The 14,055-nt window shown below is 58.9% G+C and carries 14 protein-coding genes; 8 read left to right on the top strand and 6 right to left on the bottom strand.

The window, feature by feature from the left end:
• Positions 1-72: 72 nt before the first annotated feature.
• The 4 genes from carA (at position 73) to SCT_RS07910 (ending at position 5,466) form a co-directional block, all read left to right on the top strand.
• Positions 73-1,203 (top strand): glutamine-hydrolyzing carbamoyl-phosphate synthase small subunit, encoded by a 1,131-nt coding sequence (carA, locus tag SCT_RS07925; protein WP_059421325.1) that lies wholly within the window; start codon positions 73-75, stop codon positions 1,201-1,203.
• Positions 1,204-1,274: 71 nt separating this feature from the next.
• Entirely contained in the window at positions 1,275-4,487 is a 3,213-nt protein-coding gene (carB, locus tag SCT_RS07920; protein ID WP_059421323.1) for a carbamoyl-phosphate synthase large subunit, read from the top strand.
• A gap of 47 nt (positions 4,488-4,534) precedes the next feature.
• Entirely contained in the window at positions 4,535-5,011 is a 477-nt protein-coding gene (gene greA / locus SCT_RS07915) for a transcription elongation factor GreA (RefSeq protein ID WP_059421321.1), read from the top strand.
• Positions 5,011-5,466, top strand: a complete 456-nt coding sequence (locus SCT_RS07910; protein ID WP_059421319.1) for a DUF4149 domain-containing protein — start codon at positions 5,011-5,013, stop codon at positions 5,464-5,466. Before greA ends, SCT_RS07910 begins: the two co-directional genes overlap by 1 nt.
• Here SCT_RS07910 and SCT_RS07905 read toward each other — a convergent pair.
• Complete coding sequence (locus SCT_RS07905) at positions 5,463-5,765, bottom strand: YhbY family RNA-binding protein (protein WP_082098236.1); 303 nt, start codon at positions 5,763-5,765, stop codon at positions 5,463-5,465. The two genes, SCT_RS07910 and SCT_RS07905, sit on opposite strands and share 4 nt — an antisense overlap.
• 35 nt (positions 5,766-5,800) lie before the next feature.
• On the opposite strand from SCT_RS07905, the gene SCT_RS07900 reads away from it, so the two are divergent.
• The 4 genes from SCT_RS07900 to glmM all read left to right on the top strand — a co-directional run bounded on the left by SCT_RS07900 (position 5,801) and on the right by glmM (position 10,643).
• Complete coding sequence (locus SCT_RS07900) at positions 5,801-6,427, top strand: RlmE family RNA methyltransferase (protein ID WP_059421317.1); 627 nt, start codon at positions 5,801-5,803, stop codon at positions 6,425-6,427.
• A gap of 44 nt (positions 6,428-6,471) precedes the next feature.
• The gene (gene ftsH / locus SCT_RS07895) at positions 6,472-8,364 is read left to right on the top strand and encodes an ATP-dependent zinc metalloprotease FtsH (RefSeq protein ID WP_059421314.1); all 1,893 of its coding nucleotides are present in this window, start codon (positions 6,472-6,474) and stop codon (positions 8,362-8,364) included.
• A gap of 100 nt (positions 8,365-8,464) precedes the next feature.
• On the top strand, positions 8,465-9,292 hold the full coding sequence (gene folP, locus SCT_RS07890) for a dihydropteroate synthase (RefSeq protein WP_059421312.1): 828 nt from the start codon (positions 8,465-8,467) through the stop codon (positions 9,290-9,292).
• The gene (glmM, locus tag SCT_RS07885) at positions 9,285-10,643 is read left to right on the top strand and encodes a phosphoglucosamine mutase (RefSeq protein ID WP_059421311.1); all 1,359 of its coding nucleotides are present in this window, start codon (positions 9,285-9,287) and stop codon (positions 10,641-10,643) included. The genes folP and glmM overlap by 8 nt, the downstream gene beginning before the upstream one ends.
• Positions 10,644-10,815: 172 nt before the next feature.
• Here the strand turns inward: glmM and pstB are convergent, their stop codons facing one another.
• The 5 genes from pstB to SCT_RS07860 all read right to left on the bottom strand — a co-directional run bounded on the left by pstB (position 10,816) and on the right by SCT_RS07860 (position 13,999).
• Positions 10,816-11,583: a phosphate ABC transporter ATP-binding protein PstB gene (gene pstB / locus SCT_RS07880; protein ID WP_059421309.1), complete on the bottom strand. Its 768-nt coding sequence runs from the start codon at positions 11,581-11,583 to the stop codon at positions 10,816-10,818.
• 31 nt (positions 11,584-11,614) lie between these two features.
• On the bottom strand, positions 11,615-12,460 hold the full coding sequence (gene pstA, locus SCT_RS07875; protein WP_059421307.1) for a phosphate ABC transporter permease PstA: 846 nt from the start codon (positions 12,458-12,460) through the stop codon (positions 11,615-11,617).
• A gap of 10 nt (positions 12,461-12,470) precedes the next feature.
• Positions 12,471-13,430, bottom strand: a complete 960-nt coding sequence (gene pstC / locus SCT_RS07870) for a phosphate ABC transporter permease subunit PstC (RefSeq protein WP_059421305.1) — start codon at positions 13,428-13,430, stop codon at positions 12,471-12,473.
• A gap of 102 nt (positions 13,431-13,532) precedes the next feature.
• Entirely contained in the window at positions 13,533-13,790 is a 258-nt protein-coding gene (locus SCT_RS07865) for a hypothetical protein (protein WP_059421303.1), read from the bottom strand.
• The gene (locus SCT_RS07860; RefSeq protein WP_059421301.1) at positions 13,787-13,999 is read right to left on the bottom strand and encodes a hypothetical protein; all 213 of its coding nucleotides are present in this window, start codon (positions 13,997-13,999) and stop codon (positions 13,787-13,789) included. Before SCT_RS07860 ends, SCT_RS07865 begins: the two co-directional genes overlap by 4 nt.
• Between the last annotated feature and the right edge of the window lie 56 nt (positions 14,000-14,055).

Genomic DNA, 14,055 nt, shown 5'->3' with positions numbered 1-14,055 from the left:
AAAGTTTTGAAGAGCGGGGAGGGCGTGAGCCTACCCCGCTTTGCATATCCGCTTTAATCTCAAGGAGCCTCCGTGCCGCACCACCAGATCGCCATTCTCGCGCTTGCTGATGGGACAGTATTTCGCGGCATTTCCATCGGCGCTACCGGTCATACCGTCGGCGAGGTGGTGTTCAATACCGCGATGACCGGGTATCAGGAAATTCTTACCGATCCCTCCTACTGCCGCCAGATCGTCACCCTGACCTACCCGCACATCGGCAACACCGGCACCAATGCCGAAGATGCCGAATCGTCGCAGATTCATGCTGCCGGCCTGGTGATCCGCGATTTGCCGATCCAGTCCAGCAACTGGCGCAGCAGCGAGGATCTGGGCGCTTATCTACAGCGCCATAATGTAGTCGCCATCGCCGATATTGACACCCGCAAGCTGACGCGCCTGCTGCGCGAAAAGGGTGCGCAGAGTGGCTGCCTGATGGCTGGCGATATTGATGAGGCCAAGGCCATCGAACTGGCGCGCGGCTTCCCCGGCTTGGCCGGCATGGATCTGGCCAAGGTGGTGAGTAGCGCCCAGTCCTATGACTGGCAAGAAGGCGAGTGGCAGCTCGGTAGCGGTTTCAAAACCCAAACCGAACCCCGCTTCCATGTGGTCGCCTATGATTACGGCGTCAAGCGCAACATCCTGCGCATGTTGGCCGAGCGCGGCTGCAAGGTGACCGTGCTGCCTGCCCAGACTCCCGTCGAAGAGGTTTTCAAGCTCAAGCCGGATGGCGTGTTCCTGTCCAATGGCCCGGGCGATCCCGAGCCTTGCGACTACGCGATTAATGCGATCAAGGAAGTGCTAGTCAAGGGTATTCCGACCTTTGGCATTTGCCTTGGCCACCAATTGCTGGCGCTGGCCTCCGGCGCCAAGACCCGTAAAATGAAATTTGGCCACCACGGAGCCAACCACCCGGTGCAGGATCTTGACAGCGGTCGCGTCATGATCACCAGCCAGAACCACGGCTTTGCGGTTGATGAGGCAACGCTGCCAGCCAACCTGCGCGTGACGCACAAGTCGCTGTTCGACGGCAGCAACCAGGGTATCACTCGCACCGACGTGCCGGCATTCAGCTTCCAGGGACACCCCGAGGCGAGCCCGGGGCCGCACGATGTGGATTACTTGTTCGACCGTTTCATCGGTCTGATGCAACAACAGAAGTGAGGAGTTAGGAGTGAGGAGTGAGGCGTGGCGGGTTTTCCCTTCACTCCTCACCCCCCACTCCTCACCAAATAATGCCAAAACGTACCGACATTAAATCCATCCTGATCATTGGCGCCGGCCCGATCGTTATCGGCCAGGCGTGCGAGTTCGACTATTCCGGCGCGCAGGCATGCAAGGCGCTGCGCGAGGAGGGCTACAAGGTCATCCTGGTCAATTCCAATCCGGCCACCATCATGACCGATCCGGAGATGGCGGATGTCACCTACATCGAGCCGATTACCTGGCAGGTGGTGGAGAAAATCATCGCTGTCGAGCGTCCTGACGTGTTGCTGCCCACCATGGGCGGTCAGACCGCGCTGAACTGTGCGCTCGACCTGGCCAAGCACGGCGTATTGGAAAAGTACGGCGTGGAGATGATCGGAGCTACCAAGGAAGCCATCGACAAGGCCGAAGACCGCGAGAAATTCAAGAAGGCGATGGAGAAGATCGGCCTCGACTGCCCGCGTGCGGCGATCGCCCACAGTCTGGAAGAGGCATTGCAGGTGCAGGCGATGGTCGGTTATCCCACCATCATCCGGCCTTCCTTCACCATGGGCGGCAGCGGCGGCGGCATCGCCTACAACAAGGAAGAGTTTCTCGAAATCTGCGAGCGCGGCCTGGACGCTTCGCCGACCAAGGAACTGCTGATCGAGGAATCCGTCATCGGCTGGAAAGAGTTCGAGATGGAGGTGGTGCGCGACAAGAAAGACAACTGCATCATCATCTGCTCGATCGAAAACTTCGATGCGATGGGCGTGCACACCGGCGATTCGATTACCGTCGCGCCGGCCCAGACGCTGACCGACCGCGAATACCAGATCATGCGCAACGCCTCGCTGGCCGTGCTGCGCGAGATCGGCGTAGAAACTGGCGGTTCCAACGTGCAGTTCGGCATTAACCCTGATGACGGCCGCATGGTGGTGATCGAGATGAATCCGCGCGTGTCGCGTTCCTCCGCCCTGGCGTCCAAAGCGACCGGTTTTCCGATCGCCAAGGTGGCAGCCAAGCTGGCGGTGGGATATACCCTCGACGAGTTGCAGAACGACATCACCGGTGGACGCACCCCGGCTTCGTTCGAGCCTTCGATCGATTACGTCGTTACCAAGATTCCGCGCTTCGCCTTTGAGAAATTCCCCCGTGCCAACAGTCGCCTTACCACCCAGATGAAGTCGGTGGGCGAGGTGATGGCGATCGGCCGCACCTTCCAGGAATCGCTGCAAAAGGCGCTGCGAGGACTGGAGACCGGCAACGACGGGCTGGACGAGAAGACTACAGACAGGGAAACCATCGAAGCCGAACTGGGCAATCCCGGCCCGGACCGCATCTGGTATATTGCCGACGCGATGCGCTGTGGCATGAGCCAGGCTGAGATATTTAACCTGACACACGTTGATCCCTGGTTTCTGGCGCAAATGGCCGATCTGGTCGCGCGTGAACAGGCACTATCCGGGCGCAGCCTGGACTTGCTTAATGTGAATGAAATGCGGGTGCTGAAGCGGCGCGGTTTCTCCGACCTGCGTCTGGCAAAACTGCTGGGAGTGAGTCAGCACGCCGTACGCGCTCATCGCCATAGCTTGGGCGTGCGCCCGGTCTACAAGCGCGTGGATACCTGCGCCGCCGAATTCGCGACCGACACTGCCTACATGTATTCCACCTATGAGGAGGAATGCGAGTCCGAGCCGTCCAATAAGAGGAAAATCATGGTGCTGGGCGGCGGGCCGAACCGCATCGGCCAGGGCATCGAATTCGACTACTGCTGCGTGCATGCCGCGCTGGCGATGCGTGAGGACGGTTTCGAGACTATCATGGTCAACTGCAATCCGGAAACCGTCTCGACCGACTACGATACTTCCGATCGCCTGTACTTTGAGCCGCTGACCCTGGAGGATGTACTCGAGGTGGTTGCGGTGGAGAAGCCCTTCGGCGTAATCGTCCAGTACGGCGGACAGACTCCACTGAAGCTGGCGCGCGATCTCGAGGCCAACGGTGTGCCAATTATTGGCACCTCGCCTGACATGATAGATGCTGCCGAGGATCGCGAGCGCTTCCAGCGGATGCTGCAGGAACTGGGCCTGAAGCAGCCGCCTAACCGGACGGCCAGGGCGCCGGAAGAAGCTATCAGGCTGGCCGAGGAAATCGGCTACCCGTTAGTGGTACGGCCATCCTACGTGCTGGGCGGGCGCGCCATGGAAATCGTTCACCAGCAGGTTGACCTGGAACGCTACATGCGCGAGGCGGTGAAGGTTTCCAACGATTCGCCGGTGCTGCTCGATCGCTTCCTCAACGATGCCACCGAAGTGGACGTGGATGCGATTAGCGACGGAACCGACGTGTTGATTGGCGGGTTGATGGAGCACATCGAAGAAGCCGGCGTGCATTCCGGTGATTCCGCCTGCTCGCTGCCGCCGTATAGTCTGTCGCCGGAAATCCAGGACGAAATGCGGCGCCAGACTGTGCTGATGGCCAAGGCGCTCAAGGTGGTCGGCCTGATGAACGTGCAGTTCGCCATCCAGGGTGAGACGGTGTACGTTCTCGAAGTCAATCCGCGTGCCTCGCGTACCGTGCCGTTCGTGTCCAAGGCCGCCGGTTTGCAACTGGCGAAAATTGCTGCGCGCTGCATGGCCGGGCGCACCCTCAAGGAGCAGGGCATTACCCGCGAAGTGGTGCCGCCTTACTATTCCGTCAAGGAAGCCGTGTTCCCGTTCATCAAGTTCCCGGGCGTGGATACCATCCTTGGCCCGGAGATGAAGTCCACCGGCGAGGTGATGGGCGTAGGCGCGACTTTTGCCGAAGCCTTCGTCAAGTCGCAGCTCGCTACCGGGGTGAAGTTGCCCTCCAGCGGCCGCGCCTTCATCAGCGTGCGCGGTAGCGACAAGGACAAGGTCATGGATATTGCCAGGATCCTGGCGGAGCAGGGTTTCAGCCTGGTCGCCACGCGTGGTACGGCGGCGGCCCTTGCCGCAACAGGCCTGACCGTGACGCCGGTGAACAAGGTGCATGAAGGTCGCCCTCACATCGTGGACATGATCAAGAACGGCGACATCAACCTGATCGTCAATACCGTAGAGGACAAGCGTGGCGTGCATGATTCCTACGCCATGCGCAATGCCGCCTTGCAGAACAAGATCACCTACTACACCACGCTGGCAGGAGCCCGCGCCGCCTGTGCCGGAATTAAGCACATGAAGGAACTGCAGGTGTATGACCTGCAGGGCCTGCACGCCAGGTTGCCCAAAGCGTTTTAAGCTGTTGCCTGGCTTCAAACTGGTAATCCAAGAAATCCGAGGGAAAAATGAGCAAGGTTCCACTGACAACACACGGCGCTGAATTGCTGCGCGCCGAACTGCATAACTTGAAGACTGTCGAGCGTCCGAGCGTGATCGCGGCCATTGCTGAGGCCCGGTCGCACGGTGACTTGTCCGAGAACGCCGAATACGATGCGGCCAAGGAACGCCAGAGCTTTGTCGAGGGGCGCATTGCCGAGGTTGAGTTTAAGCTGTCCAATGCCCAGATCATCGATCCCAAGCTGCTCGATGCTGAAGGGCGTTGCGTGTTCGGCGCCACCGTCGATCTGGAGGATCTGGAAAGCGGTGAAGCCGTGACCTACCAGATCGTCGGCGACGATGAGGCCGACATCAAGCAGGGCAAGATTTCCATCGGTTCGCCGATTGCTCGCGCACTGATTGGAAAATACGCCGGCGATGTCGCTGAGGTGCAGGCTCCAGGTGGAGTGCGCGAATATGAAGTGCTGGATGTGAAATACATTTAATGAATCGCTTCGCCGATAAGTTTTCCTTCTTCGCCATCACCTTGTGGGTGGGCGGCTTGTGGGCTATCGGTTACCTGGCCGCACCGGTTCTGTTCTCCTCGCTAGGCGACAAGATGCTGGCCGGTATGCTGGCGGGAAAAATGTTCACCTGGATTGCCTATGTTGGCATGGGGTGCGGTGTTTATCTGCTGATACACCGCCTGTCGGTATTTGGTGGCAGCGCGCTGAAGCAGGGATTTTTCTGGGCTGTGCTGGTGATGTTGCTGCTCACCGTGGCCATTCACTTTGGCATCCAGCCGATACTGGCGGGCCTGAAAGCGCAGGCATTGCCGAAGGAAGTGATGGAAAGCATGTTCCGCGACCGCTTCGCCCGCTGGCATGGGGTATCCAGCATCGGCTACCTGATCGAAAGTCTGCTCGGTCTGGTTCTGGTCCTGGCGCCACGAAAGAGTTAATCCTTCGGCAGTACCAGCTTGGGTTTTTCGGCCTGCCTGTAAACGATCAGAATCTTGCCGATGTGCTGTACCGAGGCGGCGTTCAATGTTTCACAGATTTCAGTAAGCTGGCTGTCGCGCGTCGCTTTGTCGCGGCTGTGCGATTTGACCTTGATCAGTTCATGGCTGGCGATGCTGCGCTCGAGTTCCTTCATGACCGCCTCGGTGAGGCCAGCGTCGCCGATCGTCACCACGGGATTCAGGTTGTGAGCCTGGGCACGCAGAAAACGCCTTTGCTCCGGAGTGAGTGATAGCATCATATTTAGCATCCTTGGAAAGGTTCGCAGTTTACCCGATGAAGCGCACTAAAACCAGCAAGGCCTGGATGATGGAGCACGTTACCGACCCCTACGTCCAACTGGCGAAGCACGAAGGTTACCGTTCGCGCGCCTCGTATAAACTGCTGGAAATTATCGAGCGCGACCACCTGCTCAAGTCCGGCATGAGGGTGGTTGACCTGGGTGCAACGCCTGGGGGTTGGTCGCAGGTGGTGGCGCAGAAGCTGGCGGGCCAGGGAAAAGTGATCGCACTCGACCTTCTGGAAATGCTGCCCCTGGCTGGCGTGACCTTTATTAAGGGTGATTTCCGCGAAGATACCGTGCTGGCCGAGCTGGTCAAGGCGCTTGATGGTCGTCCGGTGGATCTTGTTATTTCCGATATGGCCCCCAATCTCAGTGGTGTCGGACTCGTTGACCAGGCACGGGCGATGCACCTTGCCGAGCTGGCTCTGGAGTTTGCCTTGCAGCATTTGAAACCGGGCGGCAGTTTCCTGGTCAAAGTATTTCAGGGAGATGGCTTCGATGAGTACATCCGGACAATGCGCGGACATTTCAAGCAGGTGGCGACGCGCAAGCCGAAAGCCTCGCGCGGTCGAACCAATGAAACCTTTCTGCTCGCAAAAGATCTGACACGAGCCGAATAAAGGGTTTAGAATTTGTTTGTATATTGTGGGTTTGAGGAGCGGTTTTGAATAATCTGATGAAAAATATTGCAGTCTGGCTGGTGATCGCGCTGGTGCTGATGATGGTGTTCAATCACTTCGGCCAGCGCCAGGCTGTCCAGGCACCACTGGAATATTCCCAGTTTCTCGACGAAGTGAAGCAGGGCCAGATCGCCAGGGTGTCGATCGAGGGTCATGTGCTGAAAGGCGTGAGGGCCGACGGCAAGCGCTTCGTCACTTATGCGCCATCCGACCCTTGGATGGTGAGCGACCTGCTCAAGAACGGCGTGGTGGTGGAAGCTAAACCGGAAGAAGAGCCCTCTTTCCTGATGAACCTGTTTGTTTCCTGGTTCCCGATGCTGCTCCTGATCGGCGTCTGGGTTTTCTTCATGCGCCAGATGCAGGGCGGCGGCAAGGGCGGTGCGTTCTCCTTTGGAAAAAGCAAGGCGCGCATGCTGGATGAGACCACCAATACCGTGACCTTTGCCGATGTCGCCGGATGCGACGAGGCCAAGGAGGAAGTGTCCGAGCTGGTGGAGTTTCTGCGTGACCCGAGCAAGTTCCAGAAGCTGGGCGGCCGTATTCCGCGTGGCGTGCTGATGGTGGGTAACCCCGGTACCGGCAAGACCCTGCTGGCCCGGGCGATTGCCGGCGAGGCCAAAGTGCCGTTCTTCAGTATTTCCGGCTCCGACTTTGTCGAAATGTTCGTCGGTGTCGGCGCGGCACGGGTGCGCGACATGTTCGAGCAGGCCAAGAAAAATGCCCCTTGCATCATCTTCATCGACGAGATCGACGCAGTCGGCCGTCAGCGTGGCGCAGGCATGGGCGGCGGCAACGACGAGCGCGAACAGACCCTGAACCAGCTGCTGGTGGAAATGGACGGCTTCGAAGGCACCGCTGGCGTGATCGTGGTCGCTGCCACCAACCGCCCCGATGTACTCGACCCGGCGCTGCTGCGCCCCGGTCGCTTCGACCGCCAGGTGGTAGTTCCCCTGCCGGATATTCGCGGTCGCGAGCAGATTCTCATGGTGCACATGCGCAAGGTGCCGGTGGCGCCAGACGTGAAGGCGGATATTCTGGCACGCGGCACACCCGGCATGTCGGGCGCGGATCTGGCCAACCTGGTGAACGAGGCTGCGTTGTTTGCCGCACGTTTCAACAAACGTCTGGTGGACATGGAGGATTTCGAAAAGGCCAAAGACAAGATCATCATGGGTGCGGAACGCCGCTCCATCGTCATGCCCGAGCATGAGCGCATGAACACGGCTTACCACGAATCCGGCCACGTTGTCGTGGCCAGGTTGCTGCCGAAGACCGATCCGGTACACAAAGTCACCATCATCCCGCGCGGCCGCGCCTTGGGCGTGACCATGCAGCTTCCGACTGAAGACCGCTACAGCATGGATCGCGAGCATCTCCTGCAGAATATTTCGGTACTTTTCGGGGGCCGCATTGCCGAGGAAATTTTCATGGGGCAAATGACCACCGGCGCTTCCAATGATTTCGAGCGCGCCACCGAGATGGCTCGCCGCATGGTAACGCAGTGGGGCATGTCCGATGCGATGGGGCCGATGGTCTACGGCGAGAACGATGGCGAGATATTTCTCGGCCGCTCCGTGACCACCCACAAAAACGTATCCGAGACCACCATGCAGAAGGTGGATGCCGAAATCCGCCGCATCGTGGATGAACAGTATGCCGTGGCGCGCCATCTGATCGAGGAAAACCGGGAAAAGATCGAGGTGATGGCGAAGGCGCTGCTGGAGTGGGAAACCCTTGACGCCGAGCAGATCGCCGACATCATGGAAGGCAATGCGCCACGTCCGCCCAAGCCGAGCCAGAGCAAACCGAATCCGCCTACGGATAGTGCACCGGCTGCACCCGCAGCGCCTACTCCCCATACGGCGCAGGAAACCTGATTTTGGTGAGGGGTTAGAAGGTGAGGGGTTAGGCGAAAAAACAAATTCACGCCGCCGCAGGTTTTGCCCCTCACGCCTCACCCCTCACGCCTCACCCAATATGCTCCACTGCGGCCGCTTTACCCTCCCTCTCAATCGCCCGTTGATCATGGGCATCGTCAACGTCACGCCCGACTCGTTCTCCGATGGTGGTCGCCATGCGTCCACCGCTGCCAGGATAGTACACGCCTTTCGGCTGCTGGAGGAGGGGGCGGACATCCTCGATGTCGGTGGTGAATCGTCGCGTCCCGGCGCGCAGCCTGTCGATATTGACGAGGAACTGCGACGGGTGCTGCCGATCATCAAGGCGCTGCAGGGCAGCAACGTGCCTCTGTCGGTGGATACTTGCAAAACCGAGGTGATGCGTGCAGCTATCGATGCCGGCGTGGATATGATCAACGACATCAATGCGCTGCAAGGCGATGGTGCGCTGGAAGCGGTGGCCGGCTCGAATGTGGCCATTTGCCTGATGCACAGGCAGGGCACACCGCAGACCATGCAGCTTGCTCCCCGCTATGCGGATGTCGTGGCGGATGTCATGGCTTTTCTGGAAGCAAGATTGGCCGCCGCACAGGCCGCCGGCATCGGCCGCGAGCGGCTGGTGGTCGATCCCGGTTTTGGTTTCGGCAAGTCGCTGGAGCATAATGTCATACTGCTGCGTGAGTTCAACCGCTTCCGGGTACTGGGGGTGCCGCTGCTGGCAGGCCTGTCGCGCAAGTCCATGCTCGGTCAGATCACCGGTCTGGATGTGGATGCACGGCTAATTCCCAGTGTCGCTGCGGCAGTGATTGCGGCAATGAAGGGTGCTAGAATTATTCGTGTGCACGATGTAAAGGCCAGCAAAGAAGCCTTGCAGGTTGTGAATGCTATAAGGGAAAACAATGATTAGAAAATATTTCGGTACCGATGGAATTCGAGGCAAGGTGGGTGAAGCACCGATCACTCCGGATTTTGTGATGCGTCTGGGCTATGCTGCCGGCAAAGTGCTGGCAGCGCAGGAGAGGAGGCTGCCGCAGGGCGATCATCCGGCAGTGGTCATTGGCAAGGACACCCGTATTTCCGGCTACATGCTGGAATCCGCCCTGCAGGCCGGGCTTTCCGCGGCCGGGGTGGATGTGCTGCTGACCGGACCGATGCCGACCCCTGCGGTTGCCTATCTCACCCGTGCTCTGCGCGCCCAGGCAGGCATCGTCATCAGTGCCTCGCACAACCCGTTCGAGGATAATGGCATCAAGTTCTTTTCTGCGGCCGGCACCAAGCTGCCGGACAAGACCGAGCGCGCCATCGAGAAGGCGCTGGAAGACCCGATGCAAACCATGCCATCGGCGAAACTGGGCAAGGCGCGTCGGCTTAACGACGCTGCCGGACGCTACATTGAATTCTGCAAGAGCACTTTTCCCACCGAGCTCGATTTGCGTGGGTTGAGAATCGTTGTGGATTGCGCCCACGGCGCCACCTATCACGTCGCGCCACCGGTATTCCACGAACTCGGCGCTGAAGTGATCAGCATCGGCAATCTTCCCGACGGCCTGAATATCAACCATGAATGCGGCGCTACCCATTTGCAGGCCCTTCAGGATGCGGTGAAACAGCACCGTGCCGATCTTGGTATTGCCCTGGATGGCGATGGCGACCGCCTGATGATGGTGGATGCCTCCGGCGAGGTATTCGATGGCGACCGTCTGCTTTACGTGATTGCCAAGTATCGTCACCAGCATGGTCTGCTCAAGGGCGGCGTGGTAGGTACACTCATGACCAACCTCGGCATGGAGCATGCCCTGGAGAAGCTGAATATCCCTTTTGCCCGCGCCAAGGTAGGCGACCGCTACGTACTGGAAATGCTGGACGAGCGTGACTGGCAGGTGGGTGGCGAGGGGTCTGGCCATATTCTCTGTCTCGACCGGCACAGTACCGGCGATGGCATCGTTTCTGCGCTGCAGGTGTTGCACGCGTTGCGCGTGGAAAAGACCACGTTGGGCGATTTTACCAAGGACCTGACGCTGTATCCCCAGGTACTGATCAATGTGCCGGTGTGCAAAGGTTTCGATTTCAGCGCAAGCCCACAGGTTCAGGCAAGGCTGGCGGAGGCTGAACAGGAACTGGATGGCGCCGGCCGGGTGCTGCTGCGTGCATCCGGCACGGAGCCGTTATTGCGGGTGATGGTGGAAGGCAAGTCCGGTCAAAAGGTCCAGCACTGGGCCGAAGCGATTGCCGATACAGTGCGCCAGGCGGCGGGGTAACGCTACTTAAGCGAAATATCGACATGTAGTTGGGTTAGCGGTTTTATCGCGTAACCCAACAAACCTGATCTTCCTTCTAAATGTTGGTTTCGTTTGGAGGTGCCGGCTACCCCTCTCCCCAACCCTCTCCCACAGGGGGAGAGGGAGAAAACGTGAAGGGCGCTCGGTTTGATTAGCCAAACTTGCCAGTGATGTAGTCTTCCGTCGCGGTCTTTTTCGGCGTTGTGAAGATCATGTCGGTATTGCCGAACTCGATCAGTTCACCCAGATACATGTAGGCGGTGTAGTCGGATACTCGAGCCGCCTGCTGCATGTTGTGGGTGACGATGATGATCGTGTAGTCCTTCTTCAGCTCGTGGATCAACTCTTCGATGTGGGCGGTGGAGATCGGGTCCAGCGCCGAGGCTGGTTCGTCGAGCAGCACCACCTCGGGTTTCACGGCAATGGCGCGGGCGATGCACAGCCGCTGCTGCTGGCCGCCGGACAGGCTTGTGCCGTTCTGCTTGAGTTTGTCCTTTACCTCGTTCCACAGCGCGGCCTTGCGCAGCGCCCATTCGACGCGATCTGCCATGTCGCGCTTGCTCAGGCTTTCATAGAGCTTCACACCGAAGGTGATGTTGTCGAAAATCGACATCGGGAACGGCGTCGGTTTCTGGAATACCATGCCCACCTTGGCGCGCAGTCTGTTCAGGTCCTGCTGGGCATCGAGGATATTCTCGCCATCCAGAATGATTTCACCCGTGGCTTTCTGCTTGGGGTAAAGCTCGTACATGCGGTTGAAGGTGCGCAGCAGGGTGGACTTGCCGCAGCCGGACGGACCGATGAAGGCGGTGACTTTCTTTTCCGGAATGCTCAGGTTGACGGACTTCAGGGCGTGGTAACTGCCGTAATGAAAATTCAGGTCCTTGAGGATGATCTTGGGGTTGGTAATTTCGTTCATTGTTGGGTCCTGTTAACCGGATAAGCGGCGTTTAATGCGACGGGGTCTTCTGGCGGAAAACAATGCGCGCCAGAATATTCAGTATCAGCACCATGAAAGTGATCAGCAAGGCACCTGCCCAGGCCAGACGCTGCCAATCCTCATAGGGGCTCATGGCGAACTGGAAGATCACCACCGGCAGGTTGGCCATCGGCTGGTTCATGTTACTGCTCCAGAACTGATTGTTCAGGGCGGTGAACAGCAGCGGTGCAGTTTCGCCGCTGATGCGTGCCACCGCCAGCAGGATGCCGGTCAGGATGCCGGTTGTGGATGCCCGCAGGGTGACCAGCATGATCACTTTCCATTGCGGCGCGCCGAGGGCGGCGGCGGCCTCGCGCAGGCTGTTCGGCACCAGCCGCAGCATGTTCTCGGTGGTCCGCACCACTACCGGGATGACAATCAGGGCCAGCGCGAGCGAGCCCGCCCAGCCGGAGAAGTGGCCCACGCTCGCCACATAGACTTCGTAGACGAACAAGCCGATGACGATGGATGGCGCGGACAGCAGGATGTCGTTGACGAAGCGCGTGATCGGTGCGAGCCAGCCTCTCTGGCCGAATTCCGCCAGATAGGTGCCGGCGAGGATGCCGATCGGAGTGCCGATCAGGGCAGCGATCATGGTCATGACGAAACTGCCGGCGATGGCGTTGAGCAGGCCGCCGTTGCTGCCTGGCGGCGGCGTCATCTGGGTAAACATGGCGAGACTCAGGCCGTGAAAGCCTTGCGCGACCAGTGTCCAGAGGATCCAGACCAGCCAGAACAGCCCGAACACCATGGTGAGCAGGGCAATGGTCAGATTGAAATTGTTGATCAGGCGTCTGCGTGCGTAAAGGGAGAGCATTGTGAGGGTCCTAGGACTGCTTGCCTTCGCGCTTGGAAAGCTGCATCAGCAACAGCTTGGACAGCGAGAGCACGATGAAGGTGATCAGGAACAGGATCAGGCCCAGCTCGATCAATGCCGAGGTGTAGAGAGGGCCGACCGCCTCGGTGAATTCGTTGGCGAGTGCCGAGGAAATGCTGTTGCCCGGCATCAGCAGGGAAGCACTGAGCTCATGGGCGTTGCCGATGACGAAGGTCACCGCCATGGTTTCGCCCAGCGCGCGGCCGAGGCCGAGCATGATGCCGCCGACCACACCGATCTTGGTGTAGGGAAGGACTACGTGCCAGACGACTTCCCAGGTGGTGGCGCCGAGGCCGTAAGCGGATTCCTTGAGCAATGGCGGCACGATCTCGAACACGTCGCGCATCACCGAAGCGATAAAGGGGATCACCATGATCGCCAGGATCAGGCCGGCGGTGAGCATGCCGATGCCCATCGGAGGTCCCTGGAACAGCGGGCCGATCAGAGCAGCGTTGCCGAGGTGGTCGGTGAGCCAGGGTTCGATTTTGGCGAAGTCCGGGGCGAAGACGAACAGGCCCCACATGCCGTAGATGATGCTCGGGATGCCGGCCAGCAACTCCACGGCGATGCCGAGCGGGCGTTTGAGCCAGCGCGGCGACATCTCGGTGATGAACAGGGCGATGCCGAAGCTGGCCGGGATGCCGATCAGCAGAGCGATAACCGAAGTGGCCAGGGTGCCGATGATAGGCACCAGTGCGCCGAATTGATCCGTCACCGGGTTCCATTCCGGGCTGAACAGAAAACCGAAGCCGAACGCCTTGATGGAGGGAAGGCTGCCTATCAGCAGGGTTACCACGATCCCGGCAAGGATGGCGAATACCAGAAAGGCGAATAATCGCGTGATGTTGAGGAAGGCCAGATCCAGCAGGTGCTGTCGTTTCAGGCGGGTGTCGGGGAATAATTTGGACATGGGGGTAAATTATATCAGATTCAGGACGCCTCGCTCTTTTGTGTGTCCGCTAGGGAATAGCATCTTTCCGGACGAAAGCCCGATATTCTCCGGGGTGAGCGTTCAGTCCGGGCGCCTATATTTTTGCTGTAAATCAGGAAGCGCTTTCAGGCGCTCACGGGTTTTCGCGTAGCGGTCGAGTCGCCAGTCCTTCAAAACATCCAGTGTCAACTGGAAGTCATCATAATCGAGATCGTAAATCGTTGCCAAGTTGAAGTCCAGCTTGTGTTCGAGTGCCTTGACCAGTTCCATGAAAACCTGCGAAGCGGGCTCGCCCGGGCTTTTCAGTATGCGTTTCTCGAGTTTCTTCAGGTTGTTCATAAAGCCTCCGAAGTGGGCTTAGTGGCACGGCTTCGTTCCCAGGATGCCCAATTATACTGGATATCTTCCAGATAAAAAACGGCTGACTCGATTTGCCGGCCAACTTCCCGAGTCTCGCCGGGTTTCATGCCGACGAGGCCATCACGGGCGCGGGATAAACCGGTAATGGCTGCTTCGAGTTGGCTATGGATTATTTCATTGATATTCATCTTGGCTCCTCATAAAGCGGAATGACCTGGGGCTTGAATGTCCTCACAAAAAAACC

It is taken from the genome of Sulfuricella sp. T08 (genome assembly GCF_000971475.1).
Classification (GTDB): Bacteria; Pseudomonadota; Gammaproteobacteria; order Burkholderiales; family Sulfuricellaceae; genus Sulfuricella.
The sequence above is the reverse complement of the archived record's forward strand: the minus strand, read 5'-3'. Positions and strand labels throughout refer to the sequence as shown.

Excerpts from the sequence above, each read along its gene's own strand:
- carB (WP_059421323.1), top strand. The coding sequence starts at position 1,275 with ATGCCAAAACGTACCGACATTAAATCCATCCTGATCATTGGCGCCGGC.
- greA (WP_059421321.1), top strand. The coding sequence starts at position 4,535 with ATGAGCAAGGTTCCACTGACAACACACGGCGCTGAATTGCTGCGCGCC.
- SCT_RS07910 (WP_059421319.1), top strand. The coding sequence starts at position 5,011 with ATGAATCGCTTCGCCGATAAGTTTTCCTTCTTCGCCATCACCTTGTGG.
- SCT_RS07905 (WP_082098236.1), bottom strand. The coding sequence starts at position 5,765 with ATGATGCTATCACTCACTCCGGAGCAAAGGCGTTTTCTGCGTGCCCAG.
- SCT_RS07900 (WP_059421317.1), top strand. The coding sequence starts at position 5,801 with ATGAAGCGCACTAAAACCAGCAAGGCCTGGATGATGGAGCACGTTACC.
- folP (WP_059421312.1), top strand. The coding sequence starts at position 8,465 with ATGCTCCACTGCGGCCGCTTTACCCTCCCTCTCAATCGCCCGTTGATC.
- glmM (WP_059421311.1), top strand. The coding sequence starts at position 9,285 with ATGATTAGAAAATATTTCGGTACCGATGGAATTCGAGGCAAGGTGGGT.
- pstB (WP_059421309.1), bottom strand. The coding sequence starts at position 11,583 with ATGAACGAAATTACCAACCCCAAGATCATCCTCAAGGACCTGAATTTT.
- pstA (WP_059421307.1), bottom strand. The coding sequence starts at position 12,460 with ATGCTCTCCCTTTACGCACGCAGACGCCTGATCAACAATTTCAATCTG.
- pstC (WP_059421305.1), bottom strand. The coding sequence starts at position 13,430 with ATGTCCAAATTATTCCCCGACACCCGCCTGAAACGACAGCACCTGCTG.
- SCT_RS07865 (WP_059421303.1), bottom strand. The coding sequence starts at position 13,790 with ATGAACAACCTGAAGAAACTCGAGAAACGCATACTGAAAAGCCCGGGC.
- SCT_RS07860 (WP_059421301.1), bottom strand. The coding sequence starts at position 13,999 with ATGAATATCAATGAAATAATCCATAGCCAACTCGAAGCAGCCATTACC.